The sequence below is a fragment of the Pseudomonas sp. GL93 genome, from assembly GCF_003408955.1.
Classification (GTDB): domain Bacteria; phylum Pseudomonadota; class Gammaproteobacteria; order Pseudomonadales; family Pseudomonadaceae; genus Aquipseudomonas; species Aquipseudomonas paracarnis.
Genome location: NZ_NKRF01000093.1, coordinates 1 through 22,192, shown reverse-complemented (window position 1 = coordinate 22,192; position 22,192 = coordinate 1). Strand labels below are relative to the sequence as shown.

26 protein-coding genes and 1 pseudogene are annotated in these 22,192 nt (G+C 60.3%); 15 read left to right on the top strand and 12 right to left on the bottom strand.

Annotation, left to right across the window (positions count from 1 at the left end; translation table 11 throughout):
- The first annotated feature begins 57 nt into the window (after positions 1-57).
- Positions 58-372, top strand: a complete 315-nt coding sequence (locus tag CER19_RS21340; protein ID WP_003193676.1) for a PepSY domain-containing protein — start codon at positions 58-60, stop codon at positions 370-372.
- 148 nt (positions 373-520) lie between these two features.
- A complete protein-coding gene (locus CER19_RS21335; RefSeq protein WP_116667876.1) occupies positions 521-1,540 on the top strand; it encodes a transporter in 1,020 nt (339 codons plus the stop codon).
- A gap of 117 nt (positions 1,541-1,657) precedes the next feature.
- On the opposite strand, the gene CER19_RS21330 is transcribed toward CER19_RS21335, so the two are convergent.
- The 3 genes from CER19_RS21330 to CER19_RS21320 are packed head-to-tail and all read right to left on the bottom strand — an operon-like array spanning position 1,658 to position 4,322.
- On the bottom strand, positions 1,658-2,632 hold the full coding sequence (locus tag CER19_RS21330; protein WP_116667875.1) for a biotin-dependent carboxyltransferase family protein: 975 nt from the start codon (positions 2,630-2,632) through the stop codon (positions 1,658-1,660).
- Complete coding sequence (locus CER19_RS21325) at positions 2,629-3,507, bottom strand: allophanate hydrolase subunit 1 (protein ID WP_116667874.1); 879 nt, start codon at positions 3,505-3,507, stop codon at positions 2,629-2,631. Before CER19_RS21325 ends, CER19_RS21330 begins: the two co-directional genes overlap by 4 nt.
- A 56-nt stretch (positions 3,508-3,563) precedes the next feature.
- Entirely contained in the window at positions 3,564-4,322 is a 759-nt protein-coding gene (locus CER19_RS21320; RefSeq protein WP_116667873.1) for a 5-oxoprolinase subunit PxpA, read from the bottom strand.
- 105 nt (positions 4,323-4,427) lie between these two features.
- Between CER19_RS21320 and CER19_RS21315 the strand changes: the two genes are divergently transcribed.
- Positions 4,428-5,345, top strand: a complete 918-nt coding sequence (locus CER19_RS21315; protein ID WP_014719628.1) for a LysR family transcriptional regulator — start codon at positions 4,428-4,430, stop codon at positions 5,343-5,345.
- Here CER19_RS21315 and CER19_RS21310 read toward each other — a convergent pair.
- Positions 5,342-6,237: pseudogene (locus CER19_RS21310) on the bottom strand (LysR family transcriptional regulator). The gene CER19_RS21315 and the pseudogene CER19_RS21310 sit on opposite strands and share 4 nt — an antisense overlap.
- Positions 6,238-6,343: 106 nt before the next feature.
- Here CER19_RS21310 and CER19_RS21305 point away from each other — a divergent pair.
- Entirely contained in the window at positions 6,344-7,102 is a 759-nt protein-coding gene (locus tag CER19_RS21305; protein WP_116667872.1) for an SDR family NAD(P)-dependent oxidoreductase, read from the top strand.
- A gap of 93 nt (positions 7,103-7,195) precedes the next feature.
- Here CER19_RS21305 and CER19_RS21300 read toward each other — a convergent pair whose 3' ends face one another.
- Positions 7,196-7,660 (bottom strand): multidrug/biocide efflux PACE transporter, encoded by a 465-nt coding sequence (locus CER19_RS21300; protein ID WP_116667871.1) that lies wholly within the window; start codon positions 7,658-7,660, stop codon positions 7,196-7,198.
- Between the two features lie 88 nt (positions 7,661-7,748).
- On the opposite strand from CER19_RS21300, the gene CER19_RS21295 reads away from it, so the two are divergent.
- Positions 7,749-8,603: a LysR family transcriptional regulator gene (locus CER19_RS21295; protein WP_116667870.1), complete on the top strand. Its 855-nt coding sequence runs from the start codon at positions 7,749-7,751 to the stop codon at positions 8,601-8,603.
- A gap of 137 nt (positions 8,604-8,740) precedes the next feature.
- On the opposite strand, the gene CER19_RS21290 is transcribed toward CER19_RS21295, so the two are convergent.
- From CER19_RS21290 to CER19_RS21275, 4 genes are read right to left on the bottom strand one after another with little or no spacing between them, the layout of a single operon-like run.
- Complete coding sequence (locus CER19_RS21290) at positions 8,741-9,964, bottom strand: RNA polymerase sigma factor (RefSeq protein WP_116667869.1); 1,224 nt, start codon at positions 9,962-9,964, stop codon at positions 8,741-8,743.
- On the bottom strand, positions 9,961-10,437 hold the full coding sequence (locus CER19_RS21285) for an SRPBCC family protein (protein ID WP_116667868.1): 477 nt from the start codon (positions 10,435-10,437) through the stop codon (positions 9,961-9,963). The genes CER19_RS21290 and CER19_RS21285 overlap by 4 nt, the downstream gene beginning before the upstream one ends.
- A 25-nt stretch (positions 10,438-10,462) precedes the next feature.
- Entirely contained in the window at positions 10,463-10,816 is a 354-nt protein-coding gene (locus CER19_RS21280) for a YciI family protein (protein WP_116667867.1), read from the bottom strand.
- A 42-nt stretch (positions 10,817-10,858) separates the two neighbouring features.
- Positions 10,859-11,278 (bottom strand): nuclear transport factor 2 family protein, encoded by a 420-nt coding sequence (locus tag CER19_RS21275; RefSeq protein WP_116667866.1) that lies wholly within the window; start codon positions 11,276-11,278, stop codon positions 10,859-10,861.
- A 146-nt stretch (positions 11,279-11,424) separates the two neighbouring features.
- Between CER19_RS21275 and CER19_RS21270 the strand changes: the two genes are divergently transcribed.
- From CER19_RS21270 to CER19_RS21260, 3 genes are read left to right on the top strand one after another with little or no spacing between them, the layout of a single operon-like run.
- Positions 11,425-11,958, top strand: a complete 534-nt coding sequence (locus CER19_RS21270; RefSeq protein ID WP_116667865.1) for an N-acetyltransferase — start codon at positions 11,425-11,427, stop codon at positions 11,956-11,958.
- 24 nt (positions 11,959-11,982) lie between these two features.
- Positions 11,983-12,237, top strand: a complete 255-nt coding sequence (locus CER19_RS21265; protein WP_116667864.1) for a helix-turn-helix domain-containing protein — start codon at positions 11,983-11,985, stop codon at positions 12,235-12,237.
- Positions 12,238-12,276: 39 nt separating this feature from the next.
- Positions 12,277-12,498, top strand: coding sequence for a hypothetical protein (locus tag CER19_RS21260; protein ID WP_371921556.1), 222 nt, complete (start codon positions 12,277-12,279; stop codon positions 12,496-12,498).
- 54 nt (positions 12,499-12,552) lie between these two features.
- On the opposite strand, the gene CER19_RS21255 is transcribed toward CER19_RS21260, so the two are convergent.
- Positions 12,553-13,035: a GyrI-like domain-containing protein gene (locus tag CER19_RS21255; RefSeq protein WP_116667863.1), complete on the bottom strand. Its 483-nt coding sequence runs from the start codon at positions 13,033-13,035 to the stop codon at positions 12,553-12,555.
- 195 nt (positions 13,036-13,230) lie between these two features.
- Between CER19_RS21255 and alaC the strand changes: the two genes are divergently transcribed.
- Positions 13,231-14,442, top strand: a complete 1,212-nt coding sequence (gene alaC, locus CER19_RS21250; protein WP_032895593.1) for an alanine transaminase — start codon at positions 13,231-13,233, stop codon at positions 14,440-14,442.
- A 133-nt stretch (positions 14,443-14,575) separates the two neighbouring features.
- On the opposite strand, the gene CER19_RS21240 is transcribed toward alaC, so the two are convergent.
- Entirely contained in the window at positions 14,576-15,928 is a 1,353-nt protein-coding gene (locus tag CER19_RS21240; RefSeq protein WP_014719640.1) for a GntP family permease, read from the bottom strand.
- 84 nt (positions 15,929-16,012) lie between these two features.
- Positions 16,013-16,546: a gluconokinase gene (locus CER19_RS21235; RefSeq protein WP_116667862.1), complete on the bottom strand. Its 534-nt coding sequence runs from the start codon at positions 16,544-16,546 to the stop codon at positions 16,013-16,015.
- Between the two features lie 225 nt (positions 16,547-16,771).
- Between CER19_RS21235 and CER19_RS21230 the strand changes: the two genes are divergently transcribed.
- The 6 genes from CER19_RS21230 (at position 16,772) to CER19_RS21205 (ending at position 22,028) form a co-directional block, all read left to right on the top strand.
- The gene (locus tag CER19_RS21230) at positions 16,772-17,803 is read left to right on the top strand and encodes a LacI family DNA-binding transcriptional regulator (RefSeq protein ID WP_161793224.1); all 1,032 of its coding nucleotides are present in this window, start codon (positions 16,772-16,774) and stop codon (positions 17,801-17,803) included.
- A 452-nt stretch (positions 17,804-18,255) separates the two neighbouring features.
- Positions 18,256-18,489: a DUF6124 family protein gene (locus CER19_RS21225; protein ID WP_116667861.1), complete on the top strand. Its 234-nt coding sequence runs from the start codon at positions 18,256-18,258 to the stop codon at positions 18,487-18,489.
- A gap of 102 nt (positions 18,490-18,591) precedes the next feature.
- The gene (locus CER19_RS21220) at positions 18,592-19,224 is read left to right on the top strand and encodes a glutathione S-transferase family protein (RefSeq protein ID WP_116667860.1); all 633 of its coding nucleotides are present in this window, start codon (positions 18,592-18,594) and stop codon (positions 19,222-19,224) included.
- Positions 19,225-19,380: 156 nt separating this feature from the next.
- Positions 19,381-19,800 carry a hypothetical protein gene (locus tag CER19_RS21215; protein ID WP_116667859.1) on the top strand — a complete coding sequence of 140 codons (420 nt, stop codon included), beginning with the start codon at positions 19,381-19,383 and terminating at the stop codon, positions 19,798-19,800.
- Positions 19,801-20,018: 218 nt separating this feature from the next.
- Entirely contained in the window at positions 20,019-21,434 is a 1,416-nt protein-coding gene (locus CER19_RS21210) for an MFS transporter (RefSeq protein WP_116667858.1), read from the top strand.
- A gap of 132 nt (positions 21,435-21,566) precedes the next feature.
- A complete protein-coding gene (locus CER19_RS21205; protein ID WP_116667857.1) occupies positions 21,567-22,028 on the top strand; it encodes a hypothetical protein in 462 nt (153 codons plus the stop codon).
- Positions 22,029-22,192: the final 164 nt, after the last annotated feature.

The following is a 22,192-nucleotide window of genomic DNA, read 5'->3' as shown; positions in this document are numbered from 1 at the left end:
GTTGCGCCGGTTAATCTGGCGCCACTTAAACAGCTCAACCTAAGAAGGACACACACCATGAAAACTTTGACTGCCCTGTTCGCTGCCACCGCCCTGACCCTGACTGCCGGCCTGGCACAGGCGGATGTTCGTCCGGATCATATCGAGGGCCTGCTCAAGTCCGGCGCGGTGATGCCTTTCGACAAACTCAACGCAGCAGCCGTGGCAACTCACCCTGGTGCTTCGATCACTGACACTGAGCTGGACACCAAACACGGTGTCGCCAACCAGTATGTCTACGAAGTGGACCTGACCGATACCACCGGCAAGCGCTTTGAAGTGAAGCTCGACGCCAAGACCGGTGCTGTACTGGAAAACAAGCAAGACACCTGAGTTGCATCCCCAAAAAACGCGCCACCTTCGGGTGGCGCGTTTTTTTATGCGCGACACCCAACCGTCACATAACCGTCATCGCGCCTTGCAATGATTTGCGCCTGGGTGCCTGTGAAACGTCCTACAGGCCCTTTCTCTGCGAGCCGCCATGAATCACAGCATCGACCACGCCCATCAGGACCCCGACCTGTTCGGCCTGCTTTACGGTTTCCGCTTTCGCCCCGGCGAGAAAGGCCAGCAAATTGATTCCGCCACAGCCCTCGCCGCCTTGCAGCAACCCCCAGACCCGGAAGAATTCCTGTGGCTGCACCTGAACCTGGCGCACGCCGCCTGCGAGCGCTGGATGCAGGCGCATTTGTCGCTGCCAGAGGAGTTTTTTGAAGCCTTGCATGAGGGCTCACGCTCCACACGCATCGAGCATGTGGACTCGGCCTTGTTGGCGGTGGTCAACGATGTGGTGTTCAACTTCAGCAGCATGGTGTCGTCGGATATTTCCACGCTATGGGTGTGCGCGCGCAGCCGTCTGCTGGTGAGCGCACGCCTGCAGCCTTTGCATTCGGTGGATAAATTGCGCTCGTCGGTGAAGGCCGGCGAACACTTTCGCTCCCCCTTGGAGCTGTTGGTGCACCTGCTGCGCGACCAGGGCGAAGTGCTGACGCAGATCGTGCGCAAGACCAGTATCAGCGTCGACCATATCGAGGATCAGCTGTTGTCTTCGCGCCTGTCCACCAACCGCGCCGAACTGGGTGCCGCCCGCCGCGTGCTGGTGCGCCTGCAACGCCTGCTGGCGCTGGAGCCGGGCTCGCTGCTGCGCCTGCTCAATCGCCCGCCGCAATGGCTGCAAAAGGAAGACGTGAAGGAGTTACGCAAATCCACCGAGGAGTTTGCGCTGATCATCAACGACCTGACCGCCCTGGGCGAGCGCATCAAGCTGTTGCAGGAAGAGATCGCCGCCAACCTCAATGAACAGAGCAACCGCACGCTGTTTACCCTCACGGTGGTGACGGTGCTGGCGCTGCCGATCAACATCATTGCCGGTTTTTTTGGCATGAATGTGGGTGGAGTGCCCCTGTCCCAAGACCCGGAAGGCTTCTGGATACTGGTGGCCTTGGTCGCAACCTTTACCCTGATCGCCGGGCGGTGGGCATTCCGCAAATTCTCAAATTGAAATAAGCCCCAACTGTGGGAGCTGGCTTGCCTGCGATAGCGGTGTATCAGCCAAGGTGATGCAAGCTGACCCACCGCTATCGCAGGCAAGCCAGCTCCTACAGGAGTTTGCGTTTGTTCAGTGATTGAAGAGTCCAGCCATCGCTTTGAGCCGCTTCTTGTACACCCGCCGCGCCTCCAAAGCCTCCTCTAGGCTCACCGCCACAAACCCCGCCCGCTGGTTGGGCTGCATCTGCCCGATCAAGTCCAGGTCGGCGCTGATCACCGTGCCAATCATCGCGTAGCCACCGCCCGACACCGCATCGCGGTGCAGCACAATCGGTCCCACCCCCGCCGGTACTTGAATCGAGCCAATCGGGTAGCAACTGTCCACGATGTTGGAAGGATCGGAGCCGGCGCCGAACGGCTGTTCCCGTGGCTGGAAGCTCAACGCGCTGCCGCCCTTGAAGCGATAGCCAATGCGATCGGCCTCGGACCCGACCGTCCACGGCTCGGCGAAAAAGCTGCTTTTGGCCTCCAGGCTCAAGCGTTCGTAATACAGCCCCGGCACCACCCGCAACGTCACATCGCCGCCGACCGAACGCCGCAACGCCATCGGCAAACTGTTGCCCGCACGCCCCGTACCGCTGGCGGTGCCGATCGGCAATTGATCGCCCTCCTGCAAGCGTCGGCCATTAAACCCACCGAGGGCGCCGAGGGTGTAGGTGGAGCGGCTGCCGAGCACCAACGGCACGTCGATACCGCCGGCGACGGCGAGGTAAGTGCGTGCGCCGGCCTTGGGAAACTCGAACCGCAGCACCTGCCCGGCGCGCACGGCAAAGGCGGTGTCCTGGTGCACCACTTCACCGTCCAGGCGCGGCGACATCAAGGCGCCGCTCAAGGCCACCAGCGCGTCTTGCTGGAACTCCAGCTCCGGCCCGATCAACGTGCATTCCAGGCCCGCCGCGCCCACGGGGTTGCCCACCAAGTGGTTGGCCGCACTCAGTGCGTATTGGTCCAGCGCCCCCGACGGTGGGATGCCCAAATGGTAATACCCTTCGCGGCCCAGGTCCTGCACGGAGGTGGCGAGGCCGGGTTTGAGGACCTTGATCATGCCAGCGCCTCCTGCAGGGTTTTCGGATAGCCGATGGGGTCGGCGAGAAAGGCATCCAGGGAAAACTCCACCGGGCGGATGCGTAAATCGAAACGCCCGGCGTCCACCTCGGCGACCGCCAGGTCATAAGCCTCGCGGTCCATCGGCTTGAACTGCACGATATCGCCAGGGCGGAAGAACACCATGTGCTCCTTGAGGTACGCCAACTGCTGCGCCGGGTCGTAGATCGGTGCCGGGGTAACGCCGAACATCTGATAACCGCCCGCCCCTCGCACTGAGTAGATACACCCAAAGCAGCCGCCATGGCCCAGGGTCAGTTTCGGTGTGTCGGTGCGTGGCCGCAGGTATTTGGGCACCTGCAACTGCCGCTCGCGTTCGACCATCTGGAACATGAACGGCAAGCCCGCGACAAAGCCGACCATCGACACAAACCACGGCGCCCCACTGTGGGCGGCGATGAACGCGTCCACGTCGGCCAGGCCATTGATGCGTGCGGCGTATTCCAGGTCTGTGCCGCTGGGGTCTTGGTGGCGGTCACGAAAGCGCATCAGGGTTTCGTGGGTCCAGGGGTCGTTATAGAGCACCGGGATTTCGATGATGCGCGTGCGCAAGGTACGTTCGGCCACGGCCTGGGCTTCGGCGCTTTGCACGGCGTCGAGCAACGCGTGAGGGGCGATGCGGTCAGGGTCGAAGCGAATCTGGAACGATGCGTTGGCCAGGCAGACATCCAGTACGCCTTCCAGCGCCGGGCGCTCCACGGCGCGGGTCACCGCCATGCCCTTGAAAAAAGCCTCCAGGGACATGCTGTCGCTGACCTCGGCAAACAGGTGTTCATCACCGCCGAAGCTGTATCGGATGGGGGACGTTTCAGCCATGTCTGTTCCTCTTGGAATCATTGTAGAAAGGCAGGCAAAAAAGTAAGGGTTGGCTCTTATTGGGGAGGTCTGACGTCGATACCCGCCTGGTCCAGGGCCTCACGGGTGGCCTCCACCAGTTCCAGGGCGCCGGGGGTGTCGCTGTGCAGGCAGATGGAATCGAATTCGATGGCCAGGTCTTCGCCTTCGACGGTACGTACCAGACCGGCTTGACAGGCACGCAAGACCCGCGCCGCGACCGTGGCTGGGTCGAGTGCCCGCACCTGGCGGGTAAACACGATGGAGCCGCTCAGGTCGTACTCACGGTCGGCATAGAACTCGCGCACCACCGGCTGCCCCAGTTCCTTGGCAATACGCCAGATCACCGAGTTGGGCATGCAGTACAGCATCAGCGAGGGCTCGATGATTTGCAGGTTTTGCACCAACAGCCGGGCGGCCTCTTCATCGCGGGCCAGGTGCATGTAGAGCGCGCCGTGAGGCTTGATGTGTTGCAGGGTCACGCCTTGGGCGCGGGCCATTTCGCGCAGGGCACCGAGCTGATAGAGCATGTCGTCCACCAGTTCCTGGGCCGGTGCATTGATGTGCCGGCGACCGAAGCCCACCAAATCACGAAAGCCTGGGTGAGCGCCGATGGCCACGCCCAGTTGCTTGGCGCGCTCGACGGTGCGGCGCATGGTACCGGGGTCGCCGGCATGAAAGCCGGTGGCGATATTGGCCGAGCTGATAGAGGCCATCAGCTCTGCGTCGACGCCGTCGCCGATGGTCCAGGGGCCGAAGCCTTCGCCCATGTCTGAATTGAAATCCACTGCCTGCATCGAGATCGCTCCGCCAAAGGTGATGCCCGCAAAGTAGGCCGGGGCTTTACCCCTTGGGAAGATCTATTATCAGATGGCCCATCTTCTGAAAATCAGATATCGCTCATGTCCCTCACCTTGCGCCAGGTTCGCTACTTCGTCGCCACTGCCGAGATCGGCCAGATATCCCAGGCGGCGATTCACTTGAATATTTCCCAATCGGCGGTGACCACGGCGATCAAGGAGCTGGAAGCCATGCTCGGCGTGCAGTTGTTCGTGCGCTCGGCCCAGGGCATGAACCTCACCGATGCCGGGCGGCATTTTCTCAACCGTGCCTATGTGATTGTGCGCAGCGTGGAGGACGCCCTCAACAGCCCGCTGCCGGACTACCGCGCCAGCGGCGTGCTGCGGGTGGCGGCCAGTTACACCGTGCTGGGTTATTTCCTGCCGCACCATTTACAGCGCATGGAGCATTGGCATCCGGACGTGACCATCGAGGTGTTCGAACAGGAGCGCCAGGCCATCGAACAGGGCCTGCTCGACGGCCAGTTCGACATGGCCGTGGTGCTGACCGCCAACCTCACCCACGCGGATATCGTCTCGGAAATTCTGTTCAACTCCGAGCGCCGCTTGTGGTTGCCCAGCCATCACCCGTTGTGCGAACGCGGTGCCGTGAGCCTGGCGGACGTGGCCCAAGAGCCCTACATTTTGCTCACCGTCGATGAAGCCGAACACAGTGCCATGCGCTACTGGGAACAGGCCGGGCAAACGCCCAAGGTGCGGCTGCGCACCAGCTCAGTGGAGGCGGTGCGCAGCATGGTTGCCAACGGCAGCGGCGTGGCGATCCTGTCAGACCTGGTGCACCGGCCCTGGTCCCTGGAAGGCAAACGCATCGAAACCCTGACCGTGACCGACCCGGTCACACCCATGAGCGTCGGCCTGGCCTGGCACCGCGAGCGCGCGTTTACCCCAGCGATGCAAGCGTTCCGGGATTACTTCCACGACGCGTTTCTGGCGCCCCAGCAGTTGTCAGCACGCCGTTAAAGATGAGCTTGCAGGGTGGCGGTCAACCAGTCCATGAACCCCGCACCCGCAACGGCAGATGCCGCTGGCCGGCGTACAGCAACGACACATCCAAGGGCGGCGCCTGGTAATCGGGCAGCACCGCCACCAACTCGCCGCTGGCCAACAAGTCGCGTATCCCGAGCTGCGGCACCTGCGTGATGCCAAACCCGCCCAGGCACGCCGACTGATAGGCGTCGGTGCTGTTGACCGTCACCCGGCCTGCCATCGGTAACCGCTGCACCTTGTTGCCCACCAGGTATTCGAACCCGGCCGAGCGTGCACCCAGCGGCCGCACGTAATGCACCAACTGATGATGCGCCAGGTCTGCCAGGGTTTTGGGCACGCCATACCGTTGCAGGTACGCCGCGCTCGCGCAGTTGACCATCGGCATGCTGCACACCCGCCGCGCTACCACAGTTTGATCGGGCTGGGCGCCGACACGCACCACGCAATCAAACCCTTCGGCGATCAGGTCTACCTGGCGGTCCGAACCGCTGATCTCCATGTCGATCAGAGGATGGCGCGCCATGAACGTGGGCAAGTTCGGCAAGATCAAGCCCCGCGCCATGACATTGGGCATGTCCACCCGTATGCGCCCGGCCAATTGGGTTTCGTCCTGACGGAACAAACCTTCCAGCTCTTCCATATGCGCCAGCAGATCTTTGCTGCGCTCATACAACACACGGCCATCCTGGGTCGCCTGCACCTTGCGCGTGGTGCGTTGCAACAGCCGTGCGCCGAGCAACTCCTCCAACGCCTGCACATGCTCGGATACCGTAGAGCGCGGCAAGCCCAGGCTTTGGCCGGCCTGGGTAAAGCTCGACAACTCAGTGACGCGTACGAAGGTGCGCAGCAGCTCAAGCTTGTTCATGTGATTGTTCGCCCTATCCGGCCAGTGATTCCGATATCAGCCTGTTTATCACGTTGTGGCCGGACAAATACACTCAGTCCCACTAACCCCATTTGAGGACTGCACCATGACCCGTAAAATCGCACTCATCACCGGCGCCAGTCGTGGCCTTGGAAAAAGCGCCGCCCTGCACCTGGCTGCGCAAGGCATCGACATCATCGGCACTTACCACAGCGCAGCGGCCGAAGCCCAAGCCGTGGTTGCCCAAGTACAGGCCTTGGGCGGTCGCGCCGCCATGCTGCAACTGGACGTCAGCCAGAGCGCAACCTTCGATGCATTCGTTGGCCAGATCGGCACCCTGCTCAAGGATGTGTTCGCCCAGGATCATTTCAACTTCCTGATCAACAACGCCGGGGTTGGCACCTACGCAAGCTTTACCGAAACCACCGAAGCCCAGTTCGACCAACTGGTGGCGATCCATGTGAAGGCACCGTTTTTCCTCACGCAAAAACTGCTGCCGCTGATCCGCGATGGCGGGCGCATCATCAATATCTCCAGCGGCCTGGCGCGCTTCAGCCTGCCGGGTTATGCCGCCTACGCGTCCATGAAAGGCGCGGTGGAAGTCTTGTCGCGCTACCAGGCTAAAGAGCTGGGCCCACGGGGTATCACCGTGAACACCCTGGCACCGGGCGCGATTGCCACTGACTTCGGCGGTGGCGCGGTACGCGATAACACGGATGTGAATGCGATGGTTGCCAATAACACCGCCCTGGGCCGCGCCGGCTTGCCGGACGATATTGGCGGGGCGATTTCGATCTTGCTGGCCGATGGCAGTCATTGGATCACCGGCCAGCGGATCGAGGCGTCGGGCGGGATGTTCCTATAAGCGACGGCCCTTTGTAGGAACGAGGGGGACGCCTAGTTCTTGCTCGCGAAAAACTCAAGAGCGCCGCGTGTTTCCAGAGGCCTCGCGTTATCGTTAGCGATCTTCGCGAGCAAGCTCGCTCCTACCGTTGACTGGGGTTTTACCGGCGAATTTCTCGCGCAACACGTCATAACCCCAGTGGTACACGTAGGTGTACGGCAGGAAGAACAACAACACGCCAATGTCGAGGATGAAGGCTTCCAGCAGGCTGATCTTCATCAAGGCGGCAATCAATGGCACTGCCAAGAGAATCAGGCCACCTTCAAACAACAGCGCGTGAAGCACACGGGTCCAACCACCGTTGGCCAGTTGCAGGCGGACTTTAAGGCGGTCGAACAGGCTGTTGAATACCACGTTCCAGCTCAGTGCCAACAGGCTGATGCCCAAGGTCACTGCGCCCATCTCCAGCGCTGGCCGGCCGGTGATCCACACCAACAGCGGCGTGCAAATCAATAAGGCCAGCCCCTCGAAACCAAGGGCTTGAAAAACGCGTTCAGTAAGGGATTTGGTAGGGGTCATGACCCGGCTCCGTGAGTGACGATGGTTGCCATGATCAGGCTTTATCTCGATACTTCATAACCAATAACCATCGATCAAGGCGATAGTCATGGCCTCCCATGAAGTGCTTCAGGCGTTTGTCCAGGCTGCCACCCAAGGCTCGTTTTCCGCGGCGGCGCGCAAGCTGGGCAAAAGCCAGTCCACCGTGAGCGCGGCAGTGGCCAGCCTGGAGATCGACCTGGACGTGGTGCTGTTTGACCGCAGCAGCCGCAAGCCGACCCTCACGCCCGCGGGGCAGGTTTTGCTGCAACGGGCAGAACAGGTGCTGGAAGCCAGTAGCCGCCTGGAGCTGGCGGCCAGTCAGTTATCGCAAGGCCTGGAGCCGAAGTTGAGTATCGCCATGTCCGATACTTACCAATCCGATCGATTCGAGGTCGCCCTCACGGCCTTCGAGCAACGCTACCCGGACCTTGAGCTGGAATGCCTGATCGCGGAATGCGAAGACTTGATCGCGCTGGTGCAAAGTGGCCGGGCGCAGATCGCGTTTATCGAGAAACAAGAAGCCTACCCGCCGGACCTTTCCTTCTCCACCGTGGAGGAGCGCACGGAGATCGCGCTGTTCGTCTCGCCTAGACACCCATTAGCGAACCTGGACAAGGTTCACCCGCACACCTTGCAACAACACCGGGAGTTGCGTTTGGCGAGCATCATCAGCCCCAATGAAAACCGCGGCACGCAGCGAGTATGGTCGGCGCCGAGTTATCTGATGCTGATGGAAATGGCACAGCTGGGTTTTGGCTGGGCACCGATACCGCGCTGGCTGGTGGAGCGTTTTGGCGGCAACCAGTTGGTTGAACTCAAGGTGCGCAGTTGGCCGCGTTCGGTGGCGGTGGATGCGCTGTGGTCTCGGCACCAGCCGCCGGGGCCTGCAGGGAGCTGGTTGCTGGGCAAGATGCTTGAGTGAGCCTGTAGGAGCGAGCTTGCTCGCGAAGAACGTCAACGATAACGCGTGCTTCCTGAAGAAACGCGGCGTCGGTGAGTTTTTCGCGAGCAAGCTCGCTCCTACAGGTATTAGGCTTACGCCCTCCTACATTTGGATCGTCACTGTCTGGGGGATTTGAGCTCGGCGAGGCGTCGCGTGATGAAGCGTTTTTCTGGCGCCTGTTGCGTCAGCGACAGCGCTTTTTCGTACGCGCTGCGAGCTTCGTCAAACCGTCCCAACTGCCGGCAAAACTCCCCACGCGCCGAATGCGCCAAGTGATAGTCCTGCAACTCACCGCGCTGCAAAAGGTTGTCCACCAGCGCCAACCCCGCCAGCGGCCCCTGTTCCATCGCCACCGCTACCGCACGGTTCAACTCGATCACTGGCGACGGCACAGCCCTGAGCAATACATCGTAGAGCCCGACAATCTGCCGCCAATCGGTATCCCCTGCGCTGGGCGCCTCGGCATGCACGGCGGCAATCGCGGCCTGCAGGCAGTACGGCCCAAAGCGCCGAGTAGTCAGTGCCTGCTCCACCAGTGCGCAGCCTTCAGCGATCAAGGCAGCGTCCCACCGGGTACGGTCCTGAACGTCCAACAGCACCAGTTCGCCGCTGGCAGAAGTGCGGGCAGGCCGACGCGATTCGTGCAGCAACATCAACGCCAGCAAGCCCATGACTTCCGGCTCGGGCAGCAGTTGCAGCAACAAACGCCCCAGACGAATGGCCTCCAAGGTCAAGTCTTCACGGGTGAGGTCGGCACCTGCGGAGGCCGAATAGCCCTCGTTGAACACCAGGTAAATCACCCGCAGCACACTATCCAATCGTTCAGGCAATTCGGCGCGGGACGGCACTTGATAGGGAATTTTCGCCTCACGGATTTTGCCCTTGGCGCGCACGATGCGTTGGGCAATGGTGGTGGGCGTGGCAAGAAAAGCGTGAGCGATGGCCTCGGTGCTCAGGTCGCAGATCTCGCGCAAGGTCAGCGCAACCTGGGCGTCGGCTGCCAACGCCGGGTGACAGCAAGTGAACATCAGGCGCAGGCGGTCGTCTTCCACGTCTTCATCACTCCACGGCGCGGCCTCCAACGTGTCGGCCTGCTCCTCCAATAACGGGGTAAACCGCGACTGCCGCCGCAGGCGGTCGATGGCTTTGAAGCGGCCGGTGGACACCAGCCACGCCCGTGGATTATCCGGCACGCCATCCTCGGGCCAACGCTGCACGGCGACGAAAAACGCTTCGTGCAGCGCCTCCTCGGCCAGGTCGAAATCCCCCAGCACGCGAATCAACGTCGCGAGCACGCGGCGTGATTCGCTGCGGTAAATAGCGTCGATCTGCGCGGTCAATCGACCATGTCCTCGGTCACCAACTTCACCAGGCGGTCCAGGCTCTGGCCCCAGCCGTCATGAAAGCCCATGGCTTCATGGGCCTGCTTGTCCTCGGCACTCCAGTGCATGGCGCGCGCGGTATAAAGAGTCTTGCCGCCGACCTCCTCAAAGGTGACTTCGGCGCTCATGAACGGCTTGCCCGAAGGCACCCAGCCCGGCATGAATGCGTCGGTAAACACCAGGCGGTTGGGCGCGTCGATCTCCAGGAAAACGCCCTGGGTCGGGTATTCGCTGCCATCCGGCGCGCGCATCAAGGTGCGGAACAAGCCGCCGACCCACAGGTTCATCTCGCATTCAGGCGTGGTCATGCCGTGGGGCCCCCACCATTGTTGCAGCAGGGTTGGCTCGGTCCAGGCGCGAAACACCCGGCGGCGCGGCGCATCGATCAAGCGGCTGATGGACAGTTCAAATTCAGCGGGTTGAGTGTTCACGGGGAAACCTCCTCAAGTCTTTTGATTATTGTGTTGAGAGATTCAATTGGCGTACGGGGCGCACTTCCACACTGCCGACCCGAGCCGCCGGAATGCCGCCAGCCACCTGGAGCGCTTCATTGAGGTCCTTGGCGTCGATCAGGTAGAACCCGGCGAGCTGCTCCTTGGTTTCGGCAAACGGCCCGTCGGTGATCGACAGCTTGCCGTTGCGCATGCGCACGGTGGTGGCGGTGGTCACCGACTCCAGCGGCTCGGCGGCCAGCATGCGCCCGCCGGCCTGGGTGGCCTCGGCGTAGGCCAGACATTCCGAGTCATGGGGGCTGTCGGGCGAGGTGTGCAACACCTGTTCGTTGCTGTAGATCAGGCACAGGTATTTCATGGCGTTCTCCGTTTTCGGACTACTGACTATAGTTCGCGGTGCTCAAGGTTTCAGGTCGAACAACGCCGTGCCGCTTTGCATATCAAACGGTGCCGACCAGTGCTCGTGCACCACCTTCCATTGGCCATCGATACGTTGGTAGCCGGCGGTCACGCGCATCCAGCAGGCCTTCACCTCGCCATCCGGTCCGGCGCCGCCGCAGTGGGCCAGCCAGTGGGCGAACGCGCTGTCTTGCGCCTCGACGACGCGCAGTTCATGAAACTCGAAGATACCCGGGCCGGGACAGTGCTTCATGCACTCCTCCCAATGCGCGCGGTAGGCCGCCTTGCCCTTGAATTGCAGGGCGGTTACGGCGTCGAACGAGACGATATCGTCGGCGTAAAAGCTGACAATCTTGTCGATATCGCGACTGACGACGGCATGCTTCCATTGTTCGATCAGGCTCTTGATTGCAGTGCTCATGGCGATGACTCCTTGGGGTGAAAAATCACGAAAGACACCCTTAGTCGAATGGCCCGGAGGGAAATCGACATACCCCCTGAAAAATAATTTCCCGTGCCACAAACCCGATAAACTGCCACCTCCCTTGCAGCCGTTCGGATAGCCCCATGCAAACCCGCCTCGTTGCCTACGAGGCGCTGAACGCTGTGCAACAACAGCAAGTCGGCGCCATCGAAGTTCACCCTGAACAACTGCCGTTTTGCGGTGACATGTATTGCGCCCTCAATACCCTGCTCGCCAAGCCAAGCCCTGGGGTCAAGGGCTTTGCGCTGTTGGCCGATGACCTTCCCGTGGCGTTCCTGCTGCTCAAGCGCCCACCGTGTCTGCCTCATTGGGCCGATGAACACAGCGCCACACTCCACGCGCTACAGGTAGACCGGCATCAGCAGGGGCGTGGTTACGGCAAGGCATGTTTGCAGGCACTGCCCGCCCTGGCGCGTGAGGCGTGGCCTCAGATCAAGGGGTTGGAGCTATCGGTGGACACCCACAATCTGGCGGCGATGGGGTTATATCTGGGGGCGGGATGGGTGGATCGCGGTGAGGCGTACAAGGGCCGGGTGGGATTTGAACGACGACTGAGTTGGACGTTTGGTCAGGGAACACTTGACGCACCCAAAATGTCACGTATACATGACTTATGAACATCAATGTAATGTATATGTGACATGGATATTTCAATGATCACTCAGCGCTTGGGCAATCAGATCCGGGCGATGCGCATCAATCGTGGCTACAAACAAGCGGACCTCGCGGCGCTGGCGGGCATCACTCGTCAGAAACTCATCGAAATCGAAAAAGGCAGCCTCTCGGTTGCGATGAATGCCTATGCACGCGTCATCGCAGCCCTGGGCAGTGAGGTCAAATTGGTGCCCGTCACGATGCCGACACTGGAGGAACTGGAGGACTTGTTTGATGAATAGGCATAGCCTGCGTGTGCATACCCCGAGGACACGCTCGCGTTGGACCTCGGCGGCAATAAATCATTGTTTGCTTCACGCCTGGGCATTCTCGAATTTGCCCGAACCTGCGAAATCGAAAACCCCGAGAGGCGCATTCAGGCGCTGCTTCAAGCCCTTGAAACCGTGCTCAAGCGCGAAGACGATTACTGCCGGTTAGCACCTGATGTCGCGAAAGCCATTCGGCAATCCGCGCAGAGCTATCTACAGAGTTTCGGCGGCTGAAAAATCCTTCTTCCAAAAAAGGCCGAAGAACATAAACGCTCTTCGGCCGATAGCTCAGCCCCGCTCCCCGATCGGCAACCAGATTTCCACCGTGCCTGTGCCCTTCCCGGCATCGAAATCCGCACTATAGCGCTCGAAATCCGCGCCCATGACCTTGTAGCCCGAGTGCGGCAGCCATTCGAACATGATGCGCTCGTAGGTTTGCTCAAGCGCCTGCACCGGCCCGTAGTGGGGGAACACAGCATAGTTGAGTGGCGGAATTTCGATCACCTCGAAATTGCTCGGCACGTCCTTCTTGGCCGGGACTTCAACACCTGCCAGGTAATCGAATTCGCCGTGATGCGGGTTATGGCACACCCCGTAGGTCACACCGCCGACGCGCTTCTTGATGTCCTTGATGCAAGTATCGAACAACTCCCACAGCCGTGGGATATCGCCCACGGTGGCCTTCGAATATCGCCCTTGTACCCCGGCGATCACCAGGGCCTTGCCGGCTTCCAGGCGTGGCTCCAACGGTTGTTTTGTCTGCTGATCCATACGAACAGTCTCCTTCTTATGAGGGAACAAACCCGCATCGAGTATAGGGGCATATCCGCGTTGTACTCCATGTAGAAAAATTTCCTACGCATCTGGACAACTGGCCATCATCGCCCGTATTGTCTGCCCCGCAGGCCACCGCAGTGGCCGACGTCGCTCGGACGGTTCCGGGCGCTTACGTACCTCGAGGCAACAATGGCAGACCAAGGTTCGCCGCGCCGCTTTGCGCGCATAGATCGACTCCCCCCGTATGTATTCAATATCACTGCCGAGCTGAAGATGGCCGCGCGTCGGCGCGGCGAAGACATCATCGACTTGAGCATGGGTAACCCTGACGGCGCCACGCCTCCTCATATCGTGGAGAAAATGGTCACCGTCGCGCAGCGTGAAGACACCCACGGCTACTCCACCTCCAAAGGCATTCCGCGTCTGCGCCGGGCGATTTCGCGCTGGTACAAGGACCGTTACGCGGTGGATATCGACCCGGAATCCGAAGCCATCGTGACCATCGGTTCCAAGGAAGGCCTGGCGCACTTGATGCTGGCCACCCTGGACCAGGGCGATACCGTGCTGGTGCCCAACCCCAGCTACCCGATTCATATCTACGGCGCAGTGATTGCAGGCGCCCAGGTACGTTCGGTGCCGCTGATACCGGGCGTGGATTTCTTCGCTGAGCTGGAGCGCGCGATTCGCGGCTCGATCCCCAAGCCGAAGATGATGATCCTCGGCTTCCCGTCCAACCCGACCGCGCAGTGCGTGGAACTGGACTTCTTCGAACGGGTGATCGCCCTGGCCAAGCAGTACGACGTACTGGTGGTGCACGACCTGGCCTACGCCGACATCGTCTACGACGGCTGGAAAGCCCCCTCGATCATGCAAGTGCCCGGCGCCAAGGATATTGCGGTGGAGTTTTTTACCCTGTCCAAGAGCTACAACATGGCCGGCTGGCGCATCGGCTTCATGGTGGGCAACCCGGAACTGGTCAACGCCCTGGCACGCATCAAGAGCTACCACGACTACGGCACCTTCACCCCGCTGCAAGTGGCGGCGATTGCGGCGCTGGAAGGCGACCAACAGTGCGTCAAAGACATCGCCGAGCAGTACCGCCAGCGTCGCAATGTGCTGGTCAAAGGCCTGCATGAGCTGGGCTGGATGGTGGAGAATCCGAAGGCGTCGATGTACGTCTGGGCCAAGATTCCCGAGCAGTATGCCGCCATGGGCTCGCTGGAGTTTGCCAAGAAACTGCTATTGGAAGCGAAGGTGTGTGTGTCGCCGGGGATCGGTTTTGGCGAGTATGGCGATGATCACGTGCGCTTTGCGCTGATCGAGAACCAGGACCGGATTCGCCAGGCGGTGCGCGGGATTCGCGGGATGTTCAGGGCGGATGGGTTGGTCAGCAAAGCCTGACCTGATTTACCTGAAGAAACCCAATCAATGTGGGAGCTGGCTTGCCTGCGATGCAGACACCTCGGTGTTTCAGATGTACCGGGGTGATGCTATCGCAGGCAAGCCAGTTCCCACACTTGTTTTGCGGTGCCTGTTACACCACCAACGACAGCAACATGATGAAGATCAGCGCCACGATCGACAGAATGGTCTCCATCGCCGTCCAGGTCTTGAACGTCTCGGCCACGGTCATGTTGAAGTACTGCTTGACCAGCCAGAACCCCGCATCGTTGACGTGAGACAGGATCAACGAACCCGCGCCGGTCGCCAGCACCAGCAACTCGCGGTTGACGCCTGGGATCATGCCCACCACCGGCACCACAATGCCTGCGCCGGTAATGGTCGCAACCGTCGCCGAACCGGTGGCAATCCGAATCACCGCCGCCACCAGCCACGCCAGCAGGATCGGGTTGATCTGCGCGTTCACCGCCATATGGCCGATCACGTCGCCCACGCCGCTGGTCACCAGCATCTGCTTGAAGCCGCCACCGGCACCGATGATCAGGATGATCGCGGCGGTCGGCGCGAGGCTGGCGTCGAGCAACTTGAGGATCTGCTTGGAGTGGATGCCTTGGCGATGGCCAAAGGTGTACAGCGACAACAGCAACGCCAGCAACAGTGCGGTGATCGGGTGGCCGATCATGTCCATCCAGTTGCGTACCACGTTGCCTTCGGCAAACGCGATGTCGGCAAAGGTTTTGAGCAGCATCAGGAACACCGGCAGCAGCACGGTGACCAGGGTGATGCTGAAGCTTGGCAGCGACTTGTTATCGGTTTCGCGGGCCAGTTGGTCCACCAATTCCTGGGACGGATTGCCCGGGATGTACTTGGCGATGAACGTACCGAAGATCGGGCCGGCGATGATGGCGGTCGGCAGTGCGACGATCAGACCGTACAGGATGGTCTTGCCGATATCGGCGCCGAACACGCCGATGGCCAGCAGCGGGCCTGGATGCGGTGGCACCAGGCCGTGCACTGCCGACAGACCGGCCAGCAGCGGGATGCCGATCTTGATCAGCGACACGCCGGTACGCCGGGCGACGATAAACACCAGCGGGATCAGCAACACAAAGCCGATCTCGAAGAACAGCGGGATGCCCACCAGGAACGCGGCGAACATCATGGCCCACTGGACCTTTTCCTTGCCGAAGGCGCGGATCAGGGTCTGGGCGATCTGATCGGCACCGCCGGACTCGGCCATCATCTTGCCGAGCATCGTGCCCAGCGCGAGGATGATGCCGACAAAGCCGAGCACCCCGCCGAAACCGTCCTGGAACGCCTTGATGATCTTGTCCACGGGCATGCCCGAGGTCAGGCCGAGGAAACCGGCCGCGATGATCAGTGCAATGAACGGGTGCACCTTGAACTTGGTGATCAGTACGATCAACCCGATGATAGTGACTACTGCATCTAGCAGCAGGTAAGACTCGTGGGACATGCCAAACATGGGGGGTCTCTCCTGTTTGTTGTTGTTATTAAAGCGGGTGTTGAACTTCCTGCCGGGGATAGCGCTATCTTTTCCGGCAAAAAATTAATGAGTAGGTTCAAAGCCGTGCTTGCGCCACCAGGTATGGGTCTGCGCGGCCAGCTCCTCGACGCTGTCTTCACTGGCGTTCAAGGCCAGGGTCAGCGGCTCGCCCTTGGGCGATTCAAGGGTGGCGAACTGGCTGTCGATCAGGCTTGCCGGCATGAAATGGCCGGGGCGGTGAGACACGCGGTCGGCAGCGACTTCGCGGGTCAGCTCCAGGAAGACAAAACCCAGGCCCGGCGCAGCTTCGCGCAGGTGGTCACGGTATTTTTTCTTCAGCGCCGAACAGGTCAGTACAGGATGCTCGCCCGCTTTCAACGCGCGGCGCAGTTCATCGCACAGGATATCGAGCCAGCCGGCGCGGTCGTCGTCGTTGAGGGGGTGGCCGGCGCTCATCTTTTCGATGTTCGCGGCGGGGGGAAAGCTGTCGCCTTCAATGGCAGTGGCGCCGTTAAGGGCGCACAGGGCTTGGCTGACGCTGGACTTGCCACCGCCGGAAACACCCATGATGACCAGGGCGGTAACAGGTTGACTCATGAAACACCTCAGGACGCAGATAGCGCTACCTTTGCATAGCGTAAGGCTAGTGCAAAAACAGGCTTTTCCCGCGCCGACTTGTCATTTTTATGGAGTGACGCGTGCATCCGTTCCAACAGATTGACTTCAAGAGCTGGACAGGATCAGGCAACCCTTTATCCAAGAATTTGCAGCCCTTTGGAGACAGCGCTACCTTAGTGCCTCGATTTTTGTTTGGCAAGCTGCCTGATGACCTCTAAGAACGATAAAAATACCCGCACAACGGGTCGCCCCACCTTGAACGAAGTCGCCCGCCTGGCTGGCGTCAGCCCGATTACCGCCTCCCGTGCTTTGCGCGGTATCAGCACGGTCGCCACGGAGCTGGTAGAAAAGGTGCAACAGGCCGCCGCCGAACTGAGCTACGTGGTCAACCCCGCAGCCCGCGCCCTGGCCTCGGCGCAGAGCCATTCGGTGGTGGTGCTGGTGCCGTCATTGTCCAACCTGCTGTTTATCGAAACCCTGGAAGCTATCCATCAGGTACTGCGGCCCAAGGGCTTTGAAGTACTGATCGGAAACTCCCATTATTCGCGCGATGAAGAAGAAGATCTGTTGCGCAACTACATGGCCTATCAGCCGCGGGGGTTGCTGCTGACCGGGTTTGATCGCACCGAAAGCGCGCGACGAATGGTCGAGGCCAGCAATGTGCCCTGTGTGTACATGATGGATCTGGACCCCAATGCCGGCGTGAACTGCGTGGGTTTCTCGCAACTGGCTGCCGGAGAAACAGCAGCGGCACATTTACTGTCCCGGGGGCGCAAGCGCCTGGCCTATATCGGCGCGCAGTTGGATCAGCGCACGTTGTTGCGCGGCGAAGGCTTCCGCCGCGCCTTGCAGCAGGCGGGCATGTACGACCCGGCGCTGGAGCTTTTGACACCACGTCCCTCCTCCGTGGGCCTGGGCGGCGAACTGTTCCTGCAATTGCTGGCAGCGCATCCGGATGTGGACGCAATCTTCTTCGGCAACGACGACCTGGCCCAGGGCGCCCTGCTCGAAGCCCTGCGCCATGGCATCAAGGTGCCTGAACGTGTGGCGGTGCTGGGCTTCAACGACCTCCCCGCCTCGTCATTCATGGTGCCGCGCCTGAGTAGCATCAGCACGCCACGGGAAGCCATCGGGCGTCGGGCGGCGGAGCATTTGCTGACGATCATGGCGGGCAACAAGGTGGCCAAGCCAGTGGTGGATATGGGGTTTGAGCTGCAGGTGCGCGAGAGCACCTGAGCGTCGAGCTGAACGCACTCAATGTGGGAGCGGGCTTGCTCGCGAAGGCGGTGGGTCAGTCAATCAATCTTTAACTGACCCACCTGAAACTCAGAATTCCTACGTAATCGTGTAAGAGCAGTCAGAACGCTGTGGGACGCCTGTAGGAAGTGCCTGACATTGCACTAAGCGCCTTGCTCCGCTGCCTACGCTTACGCCAGAATCCGCCGGCTTGTGCGCCTCGGTAGCGGTCTTTAAGGTTTGCCGGTCGCTGAATTTCTCGGTGATCGGGTTTAGTAGCCTGAGCTTCCTCACACAAGATGCATGAGCCTATCGATGTTTGATGGTGGCTGTGCGCAGGGCGCCTTCGGGTGCGCCGGGTTTGTGTGGGATACCGGTCTACTAACCTGCGTACAGCTGCCACCCCTCGTTTAGTAGCGATGAGGTATCAGCCCAAAACAGGTATTTCAACAATGCAAAGCATCCATCCCACGCACACGCTTTTCACCGTCATCCCTGATAGCTCTCTCGAATCTTTACTGACCAACAGCTACGAAACCGTCTGCTCCGTCAGCACCTTACTGCTCGACCTGTCCGATGACCTCACCGGCAAACACCGTGATGTGGCCCTGGCCATTCATCAATTGAGCGAGCTGAGCGTATTGCTGGTGGGCAAGGCCATGGACCAGCACACACCACGCTGCTGAGGCAAGCCAGCTCCCAAATTTTCGACCGTGCCCGCTTCATACCCTCGCCGTCGTGCCCGGCCCCTGCTAGATTGGTCATTCTCCAAATGCCAGGGAAGCACCATGGGCCATTCACTGAAAATCTTGGGTCGCACCTCCTCCATCAACGTGCGCAAAGTACTCTGGACCTGCCAGGAACTGGGCATCGACTACGTGCGCGAAGATTGGGGCATCGGTTTCAAGCCTACCCAATCCCCCGATTTTCTTGCCTTGAACCCCAACGCTCAGGTGCCGGTGCTGATCGACGACCATGGCGTACTGTGGGAATCCAACACCATCTGCCGCTACCTTGTCGGACTCTATCAGCGCCATGACTTGCTACCCGTTGAGCCTGCCTTGCGTGCACGGGTCGAACAGTGGATGGACTGGCAAGCCACCGAACTCAACCCTTCGTGGGGCTATGCGTTCCACGCACTGGTGCGTAAGAACCCGGACTATCAGGACCCGCAACGCATCCAGGCGGGCGTGCAGGCCTGGAATGACAAGATGGCCTTGCTAGAACAACAGTTGACCAAGACCGGCGCCTACGTCGCCGGCGAAGAGTTCAGCCTCGCTGACATCTTGATAGGCCTTTCGGTACATCGGTGGCAGATGACACCCATGGAGCGGCCACCCTACCCCGCCATCGCGGCCTATTACCAACGCCTCAGCCAGCACGCCGGTTTCAAATCCTTCGCTCTCGACGGCCATGACTGAGCGGGCTATTGGGCCTCAGGCCGATGGTCATCACCATCGGTCTGAAAACTACCGCCACCTGTCATATTTGACAGTAGACCTGTTTTTCATCTTCACCTATTCATAAGCCAGAGCAAGGGCAATGCCTTGCTCATCCCTGGATATGGAGAAGCGGCCATGAGCAAGAAGATCGGTGATAACGATAAAATTTCCGGCGTAATCGCTGGATGGGATGCCACCTTTGTCACGTCCTTTGTCGCCCATTTGAACGGAGAGTCAGGTTTCAATTCGACAGTAGGAATCATGTCCGGCTCAGGCTTGATAAAAATGAGCATCGACCAGAATATCAAGGCAGGTGAGACCTACGACATCGATGCAACGGGGAGTGATAAAAAAGTAAGGCTTGAGTTTGACGACACGCGACAAGGCGAGTCCGGCAACTATATGGCAACCAGTGGCAAATTCACCGTATTGCAACTGCAAGGCAATATTCTGTCAGCGTCCCTCCACTTTGAGGCGCAAAACGCACAAGACCCTCAAAAGAAGATGAGCTTCACCCAAGGCGCTTATAAGGTTGAGGACTTCAAGCACGTCTAGAACATCCACGCAGCGGGAGGGCCCCACTCCCGCCAGAAGCTGCCTGCCGATAGCAACCTTCGGCAGGACAGCCTTCGCGCCCTCGCGGGATAAACCTCTGAAACAGAGGCGCCGCGCGCAATTAATCGGCGAATGTACGGGCTACCGTCCGCAACTTAACAAACACCGCTTTCCGTTAGCCAGCTAAGATTCCAGGTGACCGACTATGGAATTTACTCATGTCCACACTCCCCGCCTCAGCTACGGACACCCTCGCCCCCCACCGAGCCGCCCACATCAGCGCCCGCATCGACCGCCTGCCCGCCGTCGCCACTATTTGGCGCCTGGTGGCGTTGCTCTCCATTGGCGGTTTTTTCGAGCTGTATGACCTGTTCCAAACCGCCTATATCAGCCCTGGCCTGATCAGCGACGGGATTTTTCATACCGGCAGCGAAGGCGTGTTCGGCTTCTCGGACCAGGCCGCTTTCGCCTCGGCCACATTCCTGGGCCTGTTCCTCGGCGCCAGCCTGCTCAGCCCCATCGCCGACCGCTTCGGGCGACGCGCGATTTTTACCTTTGCGTTGGTCTGGTACACCGTGGCCACGGTGTTGATGGGCATTCAAACCTCGGCCGTGGGCATTATCTGCATGCGCTTTCTGGTGGGCATCGGCTTGGGCATCGAACTGGTGACCATTGATGCCTACCTTTCGGAGCTGGTGCCCAAGCTTATGCGCAGTTCGGCATTTGCCTTTGCGTTTTTTATCCAGTTTCTGTCAGTGCCCGCCGTGGCGTTGATGTCGTGGTGGCTGGTGCCACAGGCGCCGTTCGGTATCGCGGGCTGGCGCTGGGTGGTGCTCTCAAGTGCCGTGTTTGCGCTGTTTATCTGGCAACTGCGCAAGCGCCTGCCGGAGTCACCGCGCTGGCTTGCACAAAAGGGACGCTTCGAAGAGGCCGACGCGATCCTGAACAATCTGGAGGCACGCTGCCAAAAGGATCACGGCAAGCCGCTGGACAAGCCGGAGCCCGAAGCCATCAGCGTGCAGGGCAGTGGCCGTTTCGCCGATATCTGGCAGCCGCCCTACCGTCGCCGTGCCTTGATGCTGATCGTGTTCCATGTGTTCCAGGCCATCGGCTTCTTCGGCTTTGGCAACTGGCTGCCGGCCTTGCTCTCGGGCCAGGGTGTCAGCGTGACCCACAGCCTGCTCTACGCCTTCATCATCACCCTCGCCTACCCGCTGGGCCCGCTGTTGTTCGTCAAGGTGGCCAACCGCTTTGAAAACAAATGGCAGATCGTCGGCTCAGCCCTGGGTGCAGTGATCTTCGGCAGCCTGTTTGCCCTGCAAACCACAGCGTTAGGGCTGATTTTCTGCGGGGTGATGATCACCTTCTGCAATGCCTGGCTGAGCTTCAGTTATCACTCCTACCAGAGCGAATTGTTCCCCACCAATATCCGTGCGCGAGCGGTCGGGTTCTGTTATTCGTTCAGCCGTTTGTCCACGGTGTTCAGCAGCCTGTTGATCGGCTTTATCCTCGAACACCTGGGCACGCCAGGCGTGTTGGCGTTTATCGCCAGCAGCATGCTGATCGTAATGATCACTATCAGTTGGTTTGGGCCGCGCACGCGCAACCTGGCACTGGAGAACATCGCTCACTGACGGCAACGGTTGGCCGCACAAGGAGAAGGCTTGCCGCGCCGACGACTCCAGCCCCAATAAACACTGGGGCCTGGCAACCGGCACAGTATTTGCTCCAGCTGTTGCACCGTCTGTTTTCATAGGTGACCGATCATGCTGGTTAACAACACTCAAGCGGCGTCGAACGTGCAACAGATCACGCGACCCGACATGGACCCCGCCAACGCCGCCGCCAGTGCGCTGTACAGCGGCGCCCTGCAGGCTGCGCAACACAGCGTGACAGTGCCCGCCGCGCAGAGGGAATTAGACAAGGCCAGCGATCGCATCGACGAAGCCTTCGCCAAGACCCGCGTGCAGTTACAGGCCACAACTAACGGGGCGCGTACCGAGTTCACCGAATACATGAGCAAGACCCCAGCCGAACGTATTCGTGAACAGTTGCTCAAGGAGCAAGGGCTGACCGAAGAACAAGTGCAGGCGCTCCCCCAGGAAAAACAAGACGCCATCGCCAAACAAGTGGCCGAGCGCTTGAAGGAGCAGCAACAACAGCAGGTAGCGGCGAAGGCCACTGCTTCGCCAGCCGAGACACTCAAAGAAACCCTGGCCGCGATCTAAACAGGTGGGAGCTGGCTTGCCTGCGATAGCCTCACCTCGGCCCAACTGATACACCGAGGTGTCTGTATCGCAGGCAAGCCAGCTCCCACACTGTTCGGTTCAGGGGTCTGACTCATGGAAGGTCAAGGGGCTTGAAGACAGCCTGCTGCACATCGACTTTTTTC